The sequence below is a fragment of the uncultured Dokdonia sp. genome (genome assembly GCF_937910895.1).
Classification (GTDB): Bacteria; Bacteroidota; Bacteroidia; order Flavobacteriales; family Flavobacteriaceae; genus Dokdonia.
On sequence record NZ_CALEMI010000140.1, the window covers coordinates 17,449 to 36,387 of the forward strand.

At 37.6% G+C, this 18,939-nt stretch carries 15 protein-coding genes; 1 reads left to right on the top strand and 14 read right to left on the bottom strand.

Features of this window, described 5'->3' with window-relative positions; all coding sequences use genetic code 11:
* Positions 1-5 precede the first annotated feature (5 nt).
* The 11 genes from paaB to Q0505_RS16580 form a co-directional block, all read right to left on the bottom strand.
* Positions 6-296, bottom strand: a complete 291-nt coding sequence (gene paaB / locus Q0505_RS16530) for a 1,2-phenylacetyl-CoA epoxidase subunit PaaB (protein ID WP_299215273.1) — start codon at positions 294-296, stop codon at positions 6-8.
* Between the two features lie 134 nt (positions 297-430).
* Entirely contained in the window at positions 431-1,390 is a 960-nt protein-coding gene (gene paaA / locus Q0505_RS16535) for a 1,2-phenylacetyl-CoA epoxidase subunit PaaA (protein ID WP_299215275.1), read from the bottom strand.
* Between the two features lie 146 nt (positions 1,391-1,536).
* Positions 1,537-2,610, bottom strand: coding sequence for a 1,2-phenylacetyl-CoA epoxidase subunit PaaE (gene paaE / locus Q0505_RS16540; protein WP_299215277.1), 1,074 nt, complete (start codon positions 2,608-2,610; stop codon positions 1,537-1,539).
* A 64-nt stretch (positions 2,611-2,674) separates the two neighbouring features.
* Positions 2,675-3,250: a TetR/AcrR family transcriptional regulator gene (locus Q0505_RS16545; protein WP_299215279.1), complete on the bottom strand. Its 576-nt coding sequence runs from the start codon at positions 3,248-3,250 to the stop codon at positions 2,675-2,677.
* 97 nt (positions 3,251-3,347) lie between these two features.
* Entirely contained in the window at positions 3,348-6,647 is a 3,300-nt protein-coding gene (locus tag Q0505_RS16550) for a caspase family protein (RefSeq protein ID WP_299215281.1), read from the bottom strand.
* Position 6,648: 1 nt separating this feature from the next.
* Positions 6,649-8,124: a C1 family peptidase gene (locus Q0505_RS16555; RefSeq protein WP_299215283.1), complete on the bottom strand. Its 1,476-nt coding sequence runs from the start codon at positions 8,122-8,124 to the stop codon at positions 6,649-6,651.
* Positions 8,125-8,451: 327 nt separating this feature from the next.
* A complete protein-coding gene (locus Q0505_RS16560; RefSeq protein WP_299215285.1) occupies positions 8,452-9,102 on the bottom strand; it encodes a response regulator transcription factor in 651 nt (216 codons plus the stop codon).
* A 126-nt stretch (positions 9,103-9,228) separates the two neighbouring features.
* The gene (locus Q0505_RS16565; protein WP_299215287.1) at positions 9,229-11,202 is read right to left on the bottom strand and encodes a sensor histidine kinase; all 1,974 of its coding nucleotides are present in this window, start codon (positions 11,200-11,202) and stop codon (positions 9,229-9,231) included.
* Positions 11,203-11,269: 67 nt separating this feature from the next.
* Positions 11,270-11,509 carry a hypothetical protein gene (locus tag Q0505_RS16570; RefSeq protein WP_299215289.1) on the bottom strand — a complete coding sequence of 80 codons (240 nt, stop codon included), beginning with the start codon at positions 11,507-11,509 and terminating at the stop codon, positions 11,270-11,272.
* Positions 11,510-11,614: 105 nt separating this feature from the next.
* A complete protein-coding gene (locus tag Q0505_RS16575) occupies positions 11,615-12,343 on the bottom strand; it encodes a DUF6498-containing protein (RefSeq protein ID WP_299215291.1) in 729 nt (242 codons plus the stop codon).
* Positions 12,344-12,551: 208 nt separating this feature from the next.
* A complete protein-coding gene (locus tag Q0505_RS16580; protein WP_299215293.1) occupies positions 12,552-14,423 on the bottom strand; it encodes a PQQ-binding-like beta-propeller repeat protein in 1,872 nt (623 codons plus the stop codon).
* Positions 14,424-14,668: 245 nt separating this feature from the next.
* On the opposite strand from Q0505_RS16580, the gene Q0505_RS16585 reads away from it, so the two are divergent.
* On the top strand, positions 14,669-16,513 hold the full coding sequence (locus tag Q0505_RS16585) for an aromatic amino acid hydroxylase (RefSeq protein WP_299215295.1): 1,845 nt from the start codon (positions 14,669-14,671) through the stop codon (positions 16,511-16,513).
* Here Q0505_RS16585 and Q0505_RS16590 read toward each other — a convergent pair.
* From Q0505_RS16590 to Q0505_RS16600, 3 genes are all read right to left on the bottom strand, one after another.
* Positions 16,510-17,124, bottom strand: coding sequence for a DUF4230 domain-containing protein (locus tag Q0505_RS16590; protein WP_299215297.1), 615 nt, complete (start codon positions 17,122-17,124; stop codon positions 16,510-16,512). The genes Q0505_RS16585 and Q0505_RS16590 overlap by 4 nt on opposite strands.
* Positions 17,125-17,306: 182 nt before the next feature.
* On the bottom strand, positions 17,307-17,825 hold the full coding sequence (locus Q0505_RS16595; RefSeq protein ID WP_299215299.1) for a DUF6252 family protein: 519 nt from the start codon (positions 17,823-17,825) through the stop codon (positions 17,307-17,309).
* Between the two features lie 77 nt (positions 17,826-17,902).
* A complete protein-coding gene (locus Q0505_RS16600; RefSeq protein WP_299215301.1) occupies positions 17,903-18,874 on the bottom strand; it encodes a GSCFA domain-containing protein in 972 nt (323 codons plus the stop codon).
* Positions 18,875-18,939: the final 65 nt, after the last annotated feature.

The window sequence follows — 18,939 nt, forward strand, 5'->3', positions numbered from 1 at the left end:
GGAAGCTACATATGCTTTACCTCATCTGGTAAATCATAAAACGTAGGGTGACGATATACTTTATCTGCTGCGGGCTCGAACAATTCTCCATTATGCTCAGGATTACTGGCAGTAATATGACTACTTTCTACCACCCAAATACTTACACCTTCACTTCTGCGGGTGTACACATCCCGTGCATTTTCTAAAGCCATCTCTGCATCTGATGCATGGAGGCTACCAAAGTGTCTATGTTCTAATCCGTTTTTACTTCTCACGAAGATTTCCCAAAGGGGCCAATTCTTTTTATCGGACATTGTCTTTAACTTTTAATATTGTGAATATTGAGGTAAAACAGCTTTGCTTTAAGACATAAGACGTAGGACACATTTGATATACATTTAGTCTTAGTCTTAAGTCAAGCCGAAGGCTACGTCTTACGTCATCTTATTTAACTTGCTTTCGATACTTTTTTGCGCGCCTCCTTCTTCTCTGCATACGCCATGGCAGCATCACGCACCCATGCTCCTCTTTTCCAAGCACCTACTCGAGCGTTCATACGCTCTTTGTTGCAAGGTCCATGTCCTTTCACTACTTGCCAGAATTCATCCCAATTGATGTTTCCAAAATCATAATGACCTGTCTCCTCATTCCATTTTAAATCTGGATCTGGGATCGTAAGTCCTAATAAATCTGCTTGTGGGACAGTTTGATCTATAAACTGTTGGCGTAACTCATCGTTGGTTTTACGTTTGAGTTTCCATTTCATCGACTGCTCAGTGTGTACGGATTCTGCATCGGTAGGACCTAGCATCATAAGTGATGGCCACCACCATCTATTCAAGGCATCTTGTGCCATCTCTTTTTGTTCTGGAGTTCCATTAGCGAGTTTAAGCATAATCTCAAACCCTTGACGCTGGTGGAAACTTTCCTCTTTACAAACTCTCACCATCGCACGTGCGTACGGACCATAAGACGTACTACACAATGGCACTTGATTTATAATTGCAGCACCATCTACGAGCCATCCGATCGCTCCCATATCTGCCCACGTAACGGTTGGATAATTAAAGATCGAAGAATATTTTGCTTTTCCAGAATGTAATTGTTCATACAATTCATTACGAGAAATACCTAAAGTTTCACAAGCAGAATACAAATACAATCCATGTCCTGCCTCGTCTTGCACTTTTGCCAATAAGGCTACTTTACGACGCAAAGAAGGCGCTCTGGAAATCCAGTTTCCTTCTGGCAACATCCCAACAATTTCAGAATGTGCATGCTGACTGATCTGTCGGATGTGTGTCTTGCGATACTTTTCTGGCATCCAATCTTTGGGTTCAATTTTTTCATCACGAGCAATGCGTGCTTCAAAAATTTCTTCTAGGTTTTTTACTTCTTTTTCACTCATAATTTATGCCCGCGCAGGCGGGTATCTATTAAATTATACTTCTTTTTTTATTCTTGAGAAATTCCCACCTTCGTGAAAACCCTCTCTGCCCTTTGGGCATCTCTCCCAGAGGGAGAGAATATAAACATGTTTGAACCAACTTAGTTCTAAACATCAAAATTTACTTTTACAGTTTCTGAAGTTGGAACTGCTTGACAACTTAGTACAAAGTTTTGAGCCACCTCATCTTCTTCTAATGCGTAATTGACTTTCATTTCAACACTTCCTTCTTCTACTTTACATTTACAGGTACTACAAACACCTCCTTTACAGGCAAACGGTAAATCTGCACCAGCGCCTAAAGCTGCATCCAGAATAGTATCATATTCATCGGTCATCGTGAAGTGGAAGTCTTTTCCTCCGTCTACAATCGTGACCTCTATCCCTTCTACTTTTTGTTCGGCGAGTCTTGCGGTACGTTGTTTATCTTCTTCAGAAAGTCCTGTAACAAATAACTCATAATGGACTTTTTCTTTTTCTAATCCTGCGGCAATTAATTCATCACGAATTAAAAATATCATTTCCTCTGGGCCGCAAATAAATACTTCATCGGTAGTATCTACAGGAATTAATGTTTTGGTGAGTGTTTGTAATTTTTCGCTGCTAAAGCGTCCATTAAACAACTCAATATCTCGTTGTTCTTTGGTTAAGAAATAGAAAATCTCTAATCTTCCAAAGTATTGATTACGCAACTGTTCTATCGCTTCCTTAAAGATAATGGATTTTACGGTTCTATTCAGATAGAATAATTTGAAAGTTGCATTGGGCTCTAATGCCAAATGGGTTTTTATAATCGATAAAATGGGTGTGATTCCGCTTCCTGCGGCAAAAACCACGTAATTCTTAGTTTCTTCTTTTGAAATAGGAACGCCAAATTTTCCGCTAGGTTCCATGATCTCGATCTTATCGCCTGTTTGTAATTGCTCATTTACATACGTAGAGAACAATCCGCCTGGGATTTGCTTCACAGCGACCTTCCACTCTTTCTCTACAGGGCTGGAACACAAACTATAGGATCTACGAACATCTTGTCCGTTGATGAGTGCTTTGAGCGTAAGGTGTTGCCCTTGCTGAAAATCAAAAATATGGTAAAGATTTTCTGGAATATCAAACGTCACTACAGAGCAATCTGAAGTTTCTTTGTAAATATCCTTCACTCGTATGGTATGAAATTGTGCCATTATCGTATTTAGTTACTACAAAACTAACGATTGTTAGTTAGATTTCCAAAAAACTCACAATTCTTTAACGTTCAACCCCTTGAAGCAAGGTAACGCACAGTCCTTCAATCAATTCATCTTTTTTGAGTTCTGCTTTCTTAGGGATCCAGAGATAAAGATTACGCAAGGTCGTGAGAATAGAATAGACTAAGATTTCTGTATTTACTTCTTTTAATTCTCCTGATTCTTTTCCTTCTAAAATAATACCTCTAAATTTCTTTTCGTACCGATTACGGAGGTCTAAATAGCGATCTAGTTTTCCCTCTAAATGCATCCAGTCATTATTGAGCGCTGCCATCCCATACGGATTGTCAGCCGTGAGTGTAATGTGTTGTGAGATGACCGCTTTTAGTTTTGTAATCGTATCGGTTTCTTGGCTTGCAATCGCATCAATACCTTGTGTAAATTGGGTGGCAATATCGAGTATGATTTCAGAAAGGATTTGTTGTTTTGAAGTAATATGATTGTACAAACTCGCTGCTTTAATCCCCACTGCCGCCGCGAGATCACGCATGGTTACAGCACTATATCCTTTTTCTTTAAAAAGCTTGGCAGCGGTTCTGTATATTTCTTGCTTTCGCGAAAGCGTACTCAGTTTCATAGCCTGCAATATACACTTTATCTAGTAATCCTAACATCAAACATAGATCAGAAACTGCCCTAAAACAATCCCTAATCTATGCGTTATAAATCCTATTTTAATTTGAAATTGAGACTGGAAAATCTTGCCCAAATCCAAAACTAGATGGATACTGCGGACTCCCTTTATACTTCTCTGAAATTTCGGGTACTCGGGATTCGATGTAGGCTTTGATTTCATTTACAGTGACGCGTTTATCACCACTATCGGCTTTTCCGGAAAGGGCTTCCAAAAGTGCATAGGTAAATACACCATGCCCTAATTCTGAGAACTCGGTAGCGAATTGCTCACTTCCAGAAGCGGTTAGCCAATGTGTTCCTGTGCTCCGAGCGAGTTGTGCAATGGCTTTTTCTTCGGCGGCACCTCTAGATGCTACAGTATTAAGAGCTCCTGCACTTTGGCATGCATCCAGAATATAAAGTTGCTTTTGGGCAGCAATATTTGTTGCCAAATCTTTGAGAAAGGTAGCAGAAATCCCTTTTTGTGCGAGTGATGCATCATTTCCATAAAGCTGTGTGACATCGGTAGGCACAATATAAAATTCCTTCTCAGCATTCATGACACCATGACCTGCATAGTAAAACACAAAAATATCTTGCGGTTGCGACTCTTTCGCGATTTTCTCAAGTGCAGCAGCGATATTTTCTTTGGTTGCATCTGTATCCTTAATAAAAATAGCATTTTGAGATTTTGTAAGCCCTGTCATTCCTTTTGCTATTTCTTCTTGAAAACTGGTTGCATCTGCTTTGGCATAGTTGAGATTATACTTCCCATTTTTATACTCATTAATTCCTATAATAAGGGTATGAAGCACAATACCCCGAGAAATGGGAAGCTCCTTTGCTCCATCATACGTTACCTCCAAAAGCGTAGGCGGGCTCTCTGTTTTTTGACTATTTACAGCTACTGCTTTAAATATATTCTTCCCTGGTAATAATTGAATATCAAAGGTCTTCTCCATAGCTCCATCTTTGATAGCATCTTCCACCGTAAGGTTACGTGTTTTGTCTGTCAATCGTTTATCATTGTGATATAATCGTATTTCTACAATTTTGTCTTCTGGCGCGATGGCTTTGAGGATAAGCTTAGCTGTTTCTTTTTGAGTTTTAATTGCTTCTGGTTGTATATCATCTTCGACAATTAGATTACGCGTACCTTCCTGAAATGCTATCGTAATAGAGGGAGCGGTTTTAAGGTTGTCTACATCTATCTCTGTTTTTCCGATTTCTTGATGCGCAATTACTGAGGCGAGTAAATTAGGAATATAGTACCCTTCATACAGCTGTTCTAAAGGTAAAATAGCGTTCCCATTTACGTAATACATCATTTTTAGAGCTTCTTGAGATCCATCAAAATGCCCTTGGGGTGTTACAAAAGCCCAATCCTTGCTTCCTTCAAAAAGATAGATATTACCTGCGCGTTTTCCTGTGGTAAGATCCCACAATATCAATTCGTTTGCAGCTCCTGCACTAAGAAGAAAGTCTTCTCCAATAAATTGCACGTGGAGAATCTTAGATTCGTGTCCTTTAAATGTATGTAATAACTGACTTTTATGGATATCGCCTACATAAATACGATTATCATTTACCTGAACCGTAGCGACAAGATTTTTAGCAACATTCATATCATTAATATCACTATTAATTGCCCCAGGAATATAGTTGCGCACTCGTAACGTACCTGTCTTAGCATTAAAAAAGTCAACCTTCAATCCAAAAGTAGATAATGTGACAAACTCATTATTAGAAACAGCATACACCCCTGAAATTCCTTCATATTTCTTAATCCATACTTGTTTCCCAGTGGTAAGGTCAAACATGGCTAGATGATTATGGTTATATATAGTGCCTTTCTCCTTTACTCTAATCATAACGACTGCCCAGCTATTATCTGGGCTTATCGCAATAGGGTGTTGTGCGTTGTAATCATTTATAGCATCCTTAGGTATTTTAAGGATTTTTTGAGTTGTTTTCACGTTGTAAAAACCTAGCTGCTCTCTTCCTCTATGTACAAGTACACTCCCGTCTTCGCTTACTGCGATGCGATCATTATAATCTACCGCATTTGTATAGTCATAAAATTCTTCTTTCTTTAAATCATATAAACGAAGGGCATCTTCACTTTGAAGCGAGGTTGCAAAAAGATTGCCTTTAGTGCCAAAAGTAGCCCCTACTACATCTACGGGAAAGCTTATTTCCCTAGTACGAATTCCTCTTGGAGTAATTGTTGCGATTTTGGGATCTTTAGAAGTAAAACTACCTGCAAAAAAAGTAAGCGCACTACCACTCGCCGTTAGCATCTCTGGCTTTACAAGGTTTCTAAATCCTATGGAGGTAAATCGAGCTGGTTTTTTAAGAGGTGCCGTCGCAATCCCAAACTGTTTTCCATTACTTCCCCACAACTCCTTGCTTGTCACTCCTATCGTTGATACATTCCCCCATTCTGGGTAAAAACGCTCTTTACCCTTTTCATACTCTATGGTAAAAAGTCCGCTTTCTGTGGGGAAGTAAATGGTTTTTTCTTGAGCAGAAACAGCGTATAAACGTTCAAGATCTGACTTTACTTGATCTAATGTTACTTTTTTCTTCCACTGTGTTTTCCCTTTAAGATTTGTAGCAAAAAACTCAAACTCTTTTGTCGTTTCTCTAGCGATGGATAGGATCTCTCCATTAGGTAAAAAAGCATACCCATGTTGCATAGGATTTGTGAGTTCTTGAGTTGCAAGATCAAGAATATAGGTTTTGCGATTATAATGCGTGAACATTAGTTTTTTTCCATCTGGCGATGGGCTCATCCATCTTGCAAAAGCAACTATTTCTGTATTACTTTTAGTTACTATAGCTTCCTCATAAACTACTTTCGGAATGGCTTTGGGTGATTTTTGATAATAAATACGCCACGAAGTTGCATCATATTTATATTCTGAGTAGTAAAAGCCTGAGCCTTCTACCGAAGCACACGAACCCTCTACATTTGCGAAAGTAGAAACCAGTTCTAACGAAGGCAAACTATAGAGTTGTAGCAAAGTTCCTATCCGTATGCCTAAGTATTTAGTATCTGCTGTAAAGAATCCATCGGTAGCGGCTGGCAGTGCAATATCGGTTAGTATTTTTTTTGACTTTGTAGCCCATAATTTCACTCTTCCATCGCTACCTAACGTTGCCGCATATTGATCGTCTGTGCTGGTTATAATTTTATATACACTCGAACTATGATGCGAAGGCACAATAGGAGTTAGAGATTTTTGAGCAGTTCCTGTCGCTGTAAACAAAAAAAAGATCGCTAAAGGTATTATGCAGGAGTACGCTTTCGCGAAAGCGTATACAACCTCCTTGTTTGTTTTCTTAGAATCTCTCATTTTACAAGTGTGTTAATTCTACCATTAATGGAACGACATAGCCCGAAGCACCTTCTTTTACTTTGAATCCTGGGGTTGCCGAACTATATAAAATCTTGTTCTTATCGATTAATTTATTACCTAAAGCTGCCTTGATTTTTGCCGTCAATCCGCCTGTGGTATTTTGCATGACGTTAAGAAGTTGTGCTTCATTTAATTTCTGCTGACTAAAAAGAATCAACAAATAATCAGATCCAGGTGTATTATCCATGCGAATCACTTTCTTTTCGCTTGGAAATGCAATGGTTGAGTTAGCGCCAATAAGTGGCGACATCCCATCACTGTAAGGTAATATTTTATTAATCTTTTGTGTTTTATCTGTGGCAAAAGCATAGATATAACCTTCATTTACGTTTTCCAGATAGAAACGAAAACGCGTTCCTGATGGATAGCCTTTGGAGCCTTTGTAGGCAACGAGTTCTTCTCCTTCCTTCACGTCGTCTTCTACCACCAAATTTCTAGTTGAAGTACGGCGCACCTCTAAATCTTCGCCTGTATTGAGTTCAAATCTTAGGTTTCCTTCTGGAAGTTTTTGTGCGATAGGTTCTTCATCTGGGGTATTATCTGGGTCTGGTGACGGGTCTTCTTTTTTCTTGTGATAGCTGTAGGGCTGTAAAGCGCCCAAGCACCACTCATCATATTCTTTATAAGGTACCCAAATATAACCTCCGTCTCCCCATTGGGTGCTCCAACTATTGAGTACTCTAATGGCGCCTCCTTCAAAATTATCATCATACCCTACAGCAACCATCGCGTGATATCCATGCTTTTTAGCAAGGGTTCCTTTGTCTGAAGGAATAGATCGCCATACTTTTTGAGCTTTAAAAAAGCTTTCCGGAAGTTTCATTCCGATGAGTACGGGGTAGCCTTCGCTCAATGCTTTTTTAGTGGCATTGACACGTACCCCTGGATCTTGCTCGTCATAAAAGAATAGGGTTTGATAGTCACGAATCCGATAGTCAATAGCTTCCAATTGGGCGTCTGTGGTGATGGTGGCGCCGCATTGGTATGGAAAGTTTTTTAATAATGGCGCGCCTACTATTTTAAGGGCTTCCATCCCGAGTTTAGGATTGGCTCCTTTTTGACAATTTGGGTCGTCTTCGTTTTTAATTTGTTCGTACACAAAGGAGGGTGATAATGCATAGCTGGTAATTTGTTGCTTATCGGTAAGGTTAAAGTCTTTGGCAAGCATGGTGGTACGTAGTCCATAGGCTGCGGCATACGCGACACAGGTTCCGTATTGTCCTTGATTGCCAGGTATGGGTGTAAACTCTTCTAGCGAGTAGGATGCAGGTAAGTTATCATAGGTACTAGCAGTAAATTGTGCTTTGTAGGGAATGCTTCGGTAGGACTGCTCATCCCAATTCATTCCCATTGGATAATCTTGTGCAATGATATGTGTACTCACAAAGAGTAGTAATAAAATAAGCGTTCTCATCATGTATTGTTTTTTACATCATAAAATTGCATTTATTGGGAGATTTTTGAAATACGGCAGTTGACGTATAATGTAGCTGGTAGCTTTTAGTCGGGAGTCGGTAAGTTTTTAAAAAAAAGTCTACTGTAAAGCAATATTGTTTTTGAATTGAGTATTTCCCCTCTATAAAGAAGGGTTTAAGGGTGTGTTTTATTCATTAGAATGCAAAATAGAGCAATACTCTATTTTAGAGTGCTACTCTATTTTTTGCGCTTCTATCTAGTAGTATTATAAGCATCGTAAACATCAAGAGTAAGAGTCCCCACCCCCTTCGAGGTCTAGGGAGATTTAAATAAGGTTATGCTTTTTGGCTTTTTGGACTGCCTCAATCTTGGAGTGTACTTGTAGTTTTTTGTAAATGTTTTCGATATGTTTACGTACGGTACTTGGTGAGAGAAATAGATGATCGGCTATAATTTTATAGCTCAATCCTTTGGAGAGTTGTTCTAATACTTCGACTTCTCTTTTGGAAAGACTGATTTCTTCTCTATCGGTATCATTTTCAATAGTGATGGGATTTCGAAGAAGTTTCAACGTTTTCATCGCGATAGATGGATTCATGGCGGCACCTCCATCTAGGGTTTCTTTGATCCCGCTGTACAACACATCTGGCGTGACTTCTTTAAGTAAATACCCGTCGGCACCTGCTTGAATAGATTTGAAGATATTCTCATCATTGTCAAATACGGTCAGCATAATGATCTTAATATGCGGATATTTTTGCTTGACAATCTGCGTGGTTTCTATACCATTGAGTACAGGCATTTCTATATCCATTAAAATCACTTGCAGGTTATGGTTGTCTTCTAGTTTACTCAGTGCTTGACTTCCGTCCATAGCCATCCACTTAATGTCAATGTCTTCAAAAAACGAGAGTTTTTCTTTGACTGCTTTGGCTAGAAAGCTATTGTCATCTACGATGGCTACTTTTATCTTCATATTTTTAAAGATACTATTTTATTGTAAGGTAAATTGTCCGAAACATCCTGCTCCTCCTAAGGGTTCTATGTTTACTTCACTAAAGATACTCGGAAATCAACTGTAACCTATACGGCAATTGGCGTATTATGATTTCAGATCAAGCGCAACGCTTACTGATGTCCCTTCATTTTCTTCAGAATCAATGGTATATAAAGCTGCAATATCTTTAGCTCTCTTTTTCATATTTAACAAGCCGTTTCCAATATCAGGGTTATGGATGTCAAATCCTTTACCATCGTCTTTAACGCGTGCTAACAACTTATTTTGGTCTTTAGACAGAGACACTTCGATATGAGCTGCTTTTGCATACTTGATCGCATTGTTGATAGCTTCTTGAATGATTCTATAGATCGTGACTCCTTCTACAGAAGTTACAAATTGGTTTCTATCAATATCTTTTTGAAAATTAAATGAAAATAGTATTTCAGGACAGGCTGTTCTTGCTTGTTCTAAGAGATTTGCAATACGGGCTTCTATGTCTTCAAGAGTGATGCTTTCTTTATTCATTGCCCAAATGGTATCTCGCAATTCATTGATAGTGTTTTTTGTAAAAGCACCTACTTCGCCTAGTTTTGTTTTTACCATACTATCTGCATCTTTTAATCCATATTTTAGATTATCTAGTGATGATATAATAAAAGTAAGATGACTTCCTATATTATCATGTAAATCTCTAGAGATCCGAAGACGTTGTTCTTGTAAATGGTTTTGAGTTTCAATTTTTGAAAGCGCTTCTTTAAGTTTACTTTCTTTTTTAAGCTGTGCATTTTTTAAACGTTGCTGCTTATAAAATAGATATCCTACTAATGCTAATAGAATCGCTAATCCAATAACACCGTAAATAATATAATTCCGTTGCTTTATTTCAAGTTCACGCTCTGCGAGAGAAGCTCTAGTTTTAGCAAGAGCGACTTCTTTTTCTACGGTTTTAAAGCGTGTTTCAGAAAGGGCTATGGCACGAGCATTTTCCTGAGAAAACTTTCTTTTAAGTACCGCTTGTAACGAATCTATAAAACGACTTCCTTGCACTTTATCTCCTTCTGCTAGATATATAGAACTAGCCGTTTTATAGAAAAACTGTGCCGAATCTCCAAAAGAAGGGTATTCCTTTAGCAGTTCAAATCCTTCTTCGAGATTTTCTCGTGCTTTTTGGTCATTATTCACTAAGAAATAGGCGTAACTAAGACCACTTATAGCTTCAAAATAAGTTCTAATATCTATATTATTGTCAGGTGGTCCTTTTTTTGCATTTTCATAAGAGGTAATAGCTTCAGAATAATTACCCATACTTATTTGGGCATCCGCTTTACTAATAAAGAGTCGCTGATACTCCGTGTAAAATTTAAATTCTTCGGCAATCTGAAGCCCACGGTCAAAGGCTTCTATTGCTTTTTCATACTCTTGTTTTAATCTGTAGGTAATTCCTATATTATTATATGAAATAATCTGTTGTGTTTTAAGGTTCCGTTTGATGCGTTCTTCAAGGGCTTGCTTATGATAGTTTAATGCCTTTTCAGCCTGCTCTAACTCTTGATAAATCAATCCAATATTACTTAGATATACATCTGTTCGTTTTTCAGGAAAGTACTCTTTGGTGATTGTTAACGCTTCAAAAAAGAATGCTTGTGCCTCATTCAATTGGTCTTGTCCCCAAGCATTCATTCCTAAATTATTGAGGGAGCGAGTCTCCAAGACTTTAAAATTATATTCTTTAGAAAGTGTACGCGCTTTTTCAAAGTAATAAAAAGCAGAATCGTACTCTCTATTTACGTCAAAACTAATTCCGTAGGTATTGGTCAGTAAAACAGTACCATATTTATAATTTATCGCTTTTGAACTTTTGATCGCACTTTTAAGAATAGAGTCTGCCCGTTTGCGATTATTAAAAATATAGTAAAACCCCATTCTATTGTAAATATCATACTTCAAAGAATCTGGAGCTTGCTGAGCGACACGACTCAAACTATCAATTTCTCTTTCTGTATTCTGAGCCTTCAGTTGAACAAATGTACAATTGGAGAGAATGAACGAAATAAGTAACCACCTAAAGGTTTTCATAAACAGCTTATTTATCAATGAAATATAACAAAAGTGCATTACTCTTACATATTGAACATGTCATAATTTACAATTTTATTTGATGCTGAACCATAAGAGATTCAGAGAGGTTGTATGTTAATAAGTCATATTTATTTAGAGACATCATCCGTTTTTTTATTTGTTTTTTGTGTACTTGGAATTCTTCAGCATACAAAGCAAGTTGCTCTTGATGTTTTCTGAAATCTTTTTGACCACGTTTTCTAACAACAAAAAAGAGTATAAACCCTATACTGAATGTTACAATTAAAATGAGTATTGATATCATGATTTGTTATATTTCTAATAGATTCAGCATAAACGAGAGGCATCATTCTTTACACGCTTTCGCAAACCTGCCTGCTGGCAGACAGGAGCGTATACCTCCTACTCCCTATTCTGTGAGTTGCTGTAATTGTTGTCGTACTTCCTCTACATCTTGTTCATCTTTTTTAATCAAATGCGCTACCAGATCTGTCAATCTCGCATCTTCTTTAAAGGCTACGATCATAAGGTCTATGCAGGTTCTAAACAAGATTAATAATATTGCAGCCATGATGCCCGCCTCATAAAAAATTACAAAAAATGCCGCGATAATTACCACAAACTGTTGCACAAAGATGCGCACATAGGGCTTCATCATTAAGTCTGCTGCTCTATACTGATGATATTTCTCTTTGATGATAAAGTTATTAATAAAATATCCTACGTTTTGTGCAATGATAGACATCATGACCCAGCCCATACCATCAAAATGTAGCACTTTCAAATAGTTCCCCATAAGATCCAAACTATTGGTGATCACACTTGTTTGATCCATTTCAAATAACACAAACGCAAAAATACTTTGGATCGCCACAAACCCTCCATAATGAATGGCAAAAAATATAGTTTGAAAGTGTGCTATACTTGGATGGTTGTCTGCTTTCTGTGTACGCCCAAAGAGCGTGGTGATTGTCATTTTTACTATATTAAGAAGCCCGACAACGATACTTTCTAAAAAGTATGCAAATACAACAGTAATGGGTGGAACAAAACCAATACTCATCAATAAGATAAGATATCCAGCATTGATCCAGATAAACAGATTCCCTTTATTAGGATATAAAATATCTTTGAGCATTTTTTAAGTATTTATACCAGTTACTCACTGTATTATAATATATAAAAGGCTGCTTTGACACAGCCTTTTACTCATATACATGTCCCCCAACTTGTATACGTATTTCCTGATGGAAATAACATTAAATAATTTTTGTTCTTTTTAAAAAGTCGAGAATGATTTTTAGGGTATCCTCGGCTAGCGTAAAAACGGCAACACATTGAGACCTTTATTTGGTTAAATCATACGCAAATATAGAATTGTTATCTGCTTTGTAATATAAAATTCCAGCCCACTCGTCAACCTGATATTCTGGTTTTTTGTCCTTTAATAAGATTTGTTTTTCCATATTTCCAGAATCTTTATTAATCTTCACTAAGCCTGCTCCACTATCTAAATTTGTCAAGATAAATTGTGAGTTTTGAGTGGCTGCTGTTGCTTTAAATCGCTTTGATAATTCATTAAAAGAAATCGTAGAAATTTCTGCAAACATGGTTGCTGCACGATCTGCATCTCTTCCTCGTTGATTGTATTGGCCTAATTGGTTTTTATTCATTCCTGCTTCATAACTCATAGAGACCATGGCTGCTGTAGAGGCTACAGCCATAGCACCAGCTATAAGTTTTCCTGCAAGACTTTTCCCAGGTGCTTTATGATACGCATGCCATTGTTCTCCGCCTTCCCATTCTAGTAAAGACAAGTTCTGATCGCTAGTGAGTAAAATACCTCCATCACGCATTTCTACGTGTGTAGGATCTTCCTTTCCTTCAAATTTTGATTTGGCAAGTGTCGCAACATCGTTTGTGGTAGCATCGATGGCTAGTAGTTCATCATCTGCACTAATGAGATATCTGTTATTTTTACTGTCATAGGTAGAACTGACTGCTGATGCTTTTTTATACTTCAATGGTTTTTTCCATACTTGTTCTCCGGTATCTAAATTGACAATATTTGCATCTTCAGAAGTGATATAAATCAGCCCGTTTTCAGTTTCTGCCATCGTCAGGATATTTTCTCCTGTCTTTAAAGGTTTTTTAAATAATGGCTGTCCGTCAAAAGATACTTTATTAATTCCCCCGCTATATACGCCAAATAAGATTCCGTCATCCATTACATAAAAGTGCTGTACAAATCCTTTTGTCTTTGGTGCTTTATCCCAAAGATCTTCTCCGCTTGTTGCACTTAATAAAGCTATTTTAGACTCAGAACGACCCGCTAATACACTTTTGCCTGCGGTATCTTTATCACTTACAACGGCAAGCCCTTGTGGTAAGATCTGGAAGTTAGAAATAACCCCTTGTACCTTTGCATTGTCTGCCCATAGCTCTGACCCGTCTTCTCCTATTTTATAGATTTTTGTATTACTTTTTGCATCATTTGTAATAAATCCGTAGATATCTTTTTCAGTATCACTTGCTGTCATCCATTGGATATTTTTGGTTTTATTCTCCCAAAGTGTTTCTCCACTTTTAGATTTGCAAATCATCCCTTGTGAGGTAGGAACGATCAACTTGTCTTTAAGTAATAAGGTTTGTCCAGAGACCGCAAAATACTTTGCAGTCACTTTACCTGGTTCCAAAAGAAAAAACGAAAAGTCTTCTTTTCCTGTAGCCAGATCATATACTGCTACAAGAGGTGTTACACTCTCAAATTTTTCTCCGCCTTTACGGAAACCGTTAACCACCAACTTATTTTGAGGCATTTTCACCTCAGCTCCCCAAACCGTTTTCCATCCATTCTTTTCTGTACTGAAAATAACCTCACCTGTCACGTGATCTATCACTGCTTTTTTACTGGTGATTCCTGCAAGTCCCTGTTGATCTACAATAAGATAAGGAGATGCAGGTACATACGTGATTTCTTCAGGTTTTACACGCCCATAGTCTGTAAAATTAAAAAGGAGTTCGTTGCTTCCTGGCTTGATTCCTACAAGCCCATCATTGGTCGCTACAATCATATTACCAGAAATAGCAATCGTCATATCATTAATATTTGCACCTACATCATATCGGTAATCTGGTGTTTCTGCCTTTTGAGCGATACTCGAAAAAGGTAGCCCTAAAAGCACTATGAGTGCGAATTGTTTTATACGTGTTTTCATACTAAGAAATGGTTTTTGATTTTTACATACCAAAACTCCGTAAAACAAGTAAGGCATTCAATAGGGCAGTTGACGTATAATGACTACGTCTAGTTTTCATTGTAATTCTATGGATGCTTTATACGCTTTCGCGAAAGCATAAAAAACCCCACACCTCTTAGCAGTATGTCTTTTTGATAAAACCACATTTTAAATCATCAGAAGTATGATGAAAATTCCCGTTAAAGTCTTTAATTTTGTGTTATATGAATATTCCTGTTGAGTCAAATCCATTGCTGGATCGTTTACCACCGCATTTAAGGCAATATATCAAACCTCAGAATTATGAGGAATACACCCCTATTAATCAGGCGGTGTGGCGGTATGTTATGCGTAAAAATGTAGATTATCTAGGAAAGGTCGCACACGAAAGTTACTTAGACGGACTCAAACAAACTGGAATCTCCATAGATCATATTCCGTCTATGTATGGGATGAATCGCATCCTTAAAGAAATAGGATGGGCGGCTGTAGCAGTAGATGGGTTTATACCTCCGAATGCATTTATGGAATTTCAAGCGTATAAAGTCCTCGTGATTGCGAGTGACATACGCCAATTGGAAAACATAGAATACACGCCTGCTCCTGATATTATTCATGAAGGCGCTGGACATGCACCCATTATTGCAAGCCCTGATTATGCTGAATATCTGAGACGTTTTGGAGAGATAGGCGCCAAAGCCATTTCTAGTGCACATGATATGGAAATGTATGAGGCGGTACGCAAATTGTCTATTTTAAAAGAAAGCCCTCCCCCTAATCCCCTCCCAAAAGGAAAGGGAATACTTACTCCTGAGCAAGAAGCCTATCTTGACACCATACAAAAAGCAGAAGAACATATACAAGAATTACAAAACAAAAAAATAAGTCCTTCTGAAATTGCTTTGATCCGCAACTTGCATTGGTGGACGGTTGAATATGGATTGATAGGCACTGTAGAAAATCCTAAAATTTATGGTGCTGGATTGCTTTCTTCTATAGGAGAAAGTGCTTGGTGTATGACCGATCAGGTTAAAAAGTTACCGTATTCCATAGATGCGATTTATCAGGAATTTGATATTACAAAACCGCAACCGCAGTTATATGTCACACCAGATTTTGCGTATCTCATGAAAATATTAGAAGAGTTTGCGAATACGATGGCAGTTCGTAAAGGCGGATGGCGCGGACTTAAAAAACTGATTGATTCCAAACAAATTGGGACGATTGAGTTAAGCACTGGGTTACAAATAAGTGGGATTTTTACGCGAATGATTCAAAATGAAGATAACGAAGTGATTTATTTTGAAACCCAAGGAGAGACGGCACTTGCGTATCGCGAAAAAGAACTCATCGGTCACGGGACATTGAGGCATCGCAATGGTTTTAGATCTCCGCTTGGGAAGTTAAAAGGGATTAATCTTTCTATTGAAAATATGGGTCCTCGTGATTTGCAAGCGTATCATTTTTATGATGGAAAACCTATTTCTTTTGAGTTTGAAAGTGGCATTACCGTAGATGGTCTTAACGTCACTGGAATGCGTAATCTCAATGGAAAACTAATGCTTATTCAATTTACAAATTGTACTGTTACATATAAGGAAGAGGTGTTGTTTTCGCCAGATATGGGTGATTTTGATATGGCATTAGGACAGGAGATTTTATCTGCTTTTGCAGGTGCTGCCGATTATCTTTCTTTTAAATTAAAAGAACACGTCGTGAGCTCTACCACTATCAAACATACACTTTCTGATATTGAAAAAAATCTTCTGACGCTTTACAAAGAGATACGTGATATGCGAGAGCGCAACGAGATTTCTGCAGAAAATTTAGCTGTTATTTTTGAGAATGTAAAAACTCATTATCCGAATGACTGGTTACTTTCTTTGGAGATTTACGAACTTGTATATAGCGCTGATTCTTCTACTTCTAGTCATACTCCAAACATTACTTCAACTACGCTTGGCACCAGTTTCGCGAAAGCGGTATTAGATCATCTTATCACATTAAAAGAAAAACGCCCTGAAATCGCGCATCTTATAGAAAACGGAATAAATCTATTAAAAAATTAATCGAGTAGTGTGTCAAAATCTGTGATACTGGTAATGGATTTTGCGTCATATTGCAACGTCCACCCAAGCGAATTGGTCAAAATATAGATTTTATGTAATTCTGTAATCAATCTATTTTCTGCATTCGTGTATAGACTTGATACTTCTATTTTTTCTTTGAGGGTTTTCATAACTCTCGCTTTAATTACATTATAATCTTCGGCACCAAAAGGGTTTAATAAATCTTGTTGTATGTCGTAATATTCTAGGTTAGGATTAATGGTTAACTCAGGTTCTGGAATATTTGTAATATACACGGTTTTTACCGCTGGGTCTATACGCGTTTCTATTTTACTGAGGTCATAAGAAACCGTTGCTTTGGCATTTGCTACCACTAATGCTTTTTTGGTCGCTGTGAGAATATCTACATAAAACTTTTTGGAATCTTCGTAGGTAAACACCTCTGCATATTCGCCTTCGGTTACGACTAGCTTCCCTACATTCTTAAGGGTTTTCTCAATGAGTGCCGAATGTTCTTGTATTATTGCGCTCTCATCGTCTTTGAATTCACAGTAACGGAAACTCAATAAAATAATAAAGAGCATACCAACTCCATATAGTACTTTACGCATATCTAAGTTTTACTTAATAGCGCGAAGCTACTGTATTTATTTCAATAAAAATTCAATAAAAAAGTGACTTCGGTGGAAGTCACTTTTTTAGTATGATCTAATCGCATTTATTAGTAGTAAAAAGGATTAGTTCAACTAACTATTTTGGGTACGTCTTTCAGACTTTGCAAAATAGTCTTTTATTAATAGTCTAGATTAAAAGAGCCATTTGTAACTGTTCTTGTAGACTGGTCTTCATTTCTACCTGTAAAGTTAAAAGTACCTTCTATAGTACTATCTGTAAAGGAAGTGATATTAATTTCTCCCTGTTGGCTTTCATCAAAAGGAGCTACCCATATTTGGGTCGCAGTAGGGTTGCTAGCATTTGCCTCAATATATTGTCCAATAACAAAAACACTATTGTCTCCTCCTATGGAATAAGTTCCTTCCCCATCAAATCCGCTAGAGATACTCAAGGTAATGTTGCGACTCGATGAAAATTCATTAGATGTTATTAATAAAGTCATTCCGCCTCCGGCTTCCACAATAGTAACAGAGGTTCCTAAAGCATCTGACTGATAACTTTCTCCATCTACACTAGCTGTGACGGTTCCTGAGCTTGCATTTCCACTATCGCCACCATCGTCATCGCTTTTACAAGAGATTACTGCTACCATACTGATCGCTATAAAAGCCATCATCATTTTTTTAATTGTTTTCATGATTGAATTTTTAGTTTTTATTTATAGTCAAATATCTAGAAACAAGGAGTTTCAACCTATAAGGCAATTGCCGTATTCTAATCAAACGTAATATGTGGATATTCTTTTTGTAGCGCTACTATACGTTTTTCAAGTTTTCCAAGAAATTCTCTGTGTTGCTTACTTTCTGGATGAAAAGGACGATGGGTTAATCCTTGTTGAATCGCTTGAACTTCTTTAAGCGTTGTTTTTGCTTTCGTACTTCGACTAGGCTCAGTATAAACTCCAGCATAGACCTCCAAAAATTTTTCCCAGATATAATCTATCGCCTGTTGGCTAGGATGTAGCATATCTGAAGCATAAAATCGATAGTCTCGTAACTCATCCATCATGAGTTCATAGGCGGGGAAATAATACGTTTTCTGGGTAATACATACTTCGTGTACTGCCGAAATCAAATGCGCTTTACTTCGTGTATTTTCTACAAAACCATCTTTAAGATGTCGTACAGGAGAGACGGTAAAGGTAATCTGAGCCTTAGGATTGAGATGCCTGATGATGGTACATTGTCGAGTGAGACTCGCTGTAATCTCTTCGATAGGTAACAAGCCCTTTATAAATTGTTTTTGAGGAACTTTATGACAGTTTGCTACCGCAATGCCTGTTTCTTTGTGTTGATATACCCAAGCAGTACCTAGTGTAATAAAAATATGAGAAGCTTCTTTCAACGCTTTTTTGAGTTGGCTTTGTACTTCTATAAGGGTATCGATCATAGCGCCTTTTGTGTGACTGTTTAATCGGCTATGCGCTATAAATGATTTCCAAACGCCTTCTAATTCAAAAATGGTTTCTTCTCCATAATTCTCATCACGACAGGCATCTTGCAACACACGTTCTATTGCCAAGGGATGGAAAAGAATTCCATAAGGATTTACGACAGATTGAAATTTGCTATAGGTTAGTTTTTCTCCTATATTTTCTGCAAAACAAGATCCTAGTAACACCAACTTGTTTTCATATCCAAATGGGTTGGATGCGGGTTGTAATGGGATGTTGGTTTGTAGATTCATAAGAATAAATTAAAAATTTTATTATCATAACCCCTTCCGTCTTTTCATTTGCCTTCATGGGCAAA

What these genes read in the sequence shown, in the direction of transcription:
- paaB (WP_299215273.1), bottom strand. Translation starts at nt 296, where the DNA reads ATGTCCGATAAAAAGAATTGGCCCCTTTGGGAAATCTTCGTGAGAAGT.
- paaA (WP_299215275.1), bottom strand. Translation starts at nt 1,390, where the DNA reads ATGAGTGAAAAAGAAGTAAAAAACCTAGAAGAAATTTTTGAAGCACGC.
- paaE (WP_299215277.1), bottom strand. Translation starts at nt 2,610, where the DNA reads ATGGCACAATTTCATACCATACGAGTGAAGGATATTTACAAAGAAACT.
- Q0505_RS16545 (WP_299215279.1), bottom strand. Translation starts at nt 3,250, where the DNA reads ATGAAACTGAGTACGCTTTCGCGAAAGCAAGAAATATACAGAACCGCT.
- Q0505_RS16550 (WP_299215281.1), bottom strand. Translation starts at nt 6,647, where the DNA reads ATGAGAGATTCTAAGAAAACAAACAAGGAGGTTGTATACGCTTTCGCG.
- Q0505_RS16555 (WP_299215283.1), bottom strand. Translation starts at nt 8,124, where the DNA reads ATGAGAACGCTTATTTTATTACTACTCTTTGTGAGTACACATATCATT.
- Q0505_RS16560 (WP_299215285.1), bottom strand. Translation starts at nt 9,102, where the DNA reads ATGAAGATAAAAGTAGCCATCGTAGATGACAATAGCTTTCTAGCCAAA.
- Q0505_RS16565 (WP_299215287.1), bottom strand. Translation starts at nt 11,202, where the DNA reads ATGAAAACCTTTAGGTGGTTACTTATTTCGTTCATTCTCTCCAATTGT.
- Q0505_RS16570 (WP_299215289.1), bottom strand. Translation starts at nt 11,509, where the DNA reads ATGATATCAATACTCATTTTAATTGTAACATTCAGTATAGGGTTTATA.
- Q0505_RS16575 (WP_299215291.1), bottom strand. Translation starts at nt 12,343, where the DNA reads ATGCTCAAAGATATTTTATATCCTAATAAAGGGAATCTGTTTATCTGG.
- Q0505_RS16580 (WP_299215293.1), bottom strand. Translation starts at nt 14,423, where the DNA reads ATGAAAACACGTATAAAACAATTCGCACTCATAGTGCTTTTAGGGCTA.
- Q0505_RS16585 (WP_299215295.1), top strand. Translation starts at nt 14,669, where the DNA reads ATGAATATTCCTGTTGAGTCAAATCCATTGCTGGATCGTTTACCACCG.
- Q0505_RS16590 (WP_299215297.1), bottom strand. Translation starts at nt 17,124, where the DNA reads ATGCGTAAAGTACTATATGGAGTTGGTATGCTCTTTATTATTTTATTG.
- Q0505_RS16595 (WP_299215299.1), bottom strand. Translation starts at nt 17,825, where the DNA reads ATGAAAACAATTAAAAAAATGATGATGGCTTTTATAGCGATCAGTATG.
- Q0505_RS16600 (WP_299215301.1), bottom strand. Translation starts at nt 18,874, where the DNA reads ATGAATCTACAAACCAACATCCCATTACAACCCGCATCCAACCCATTT.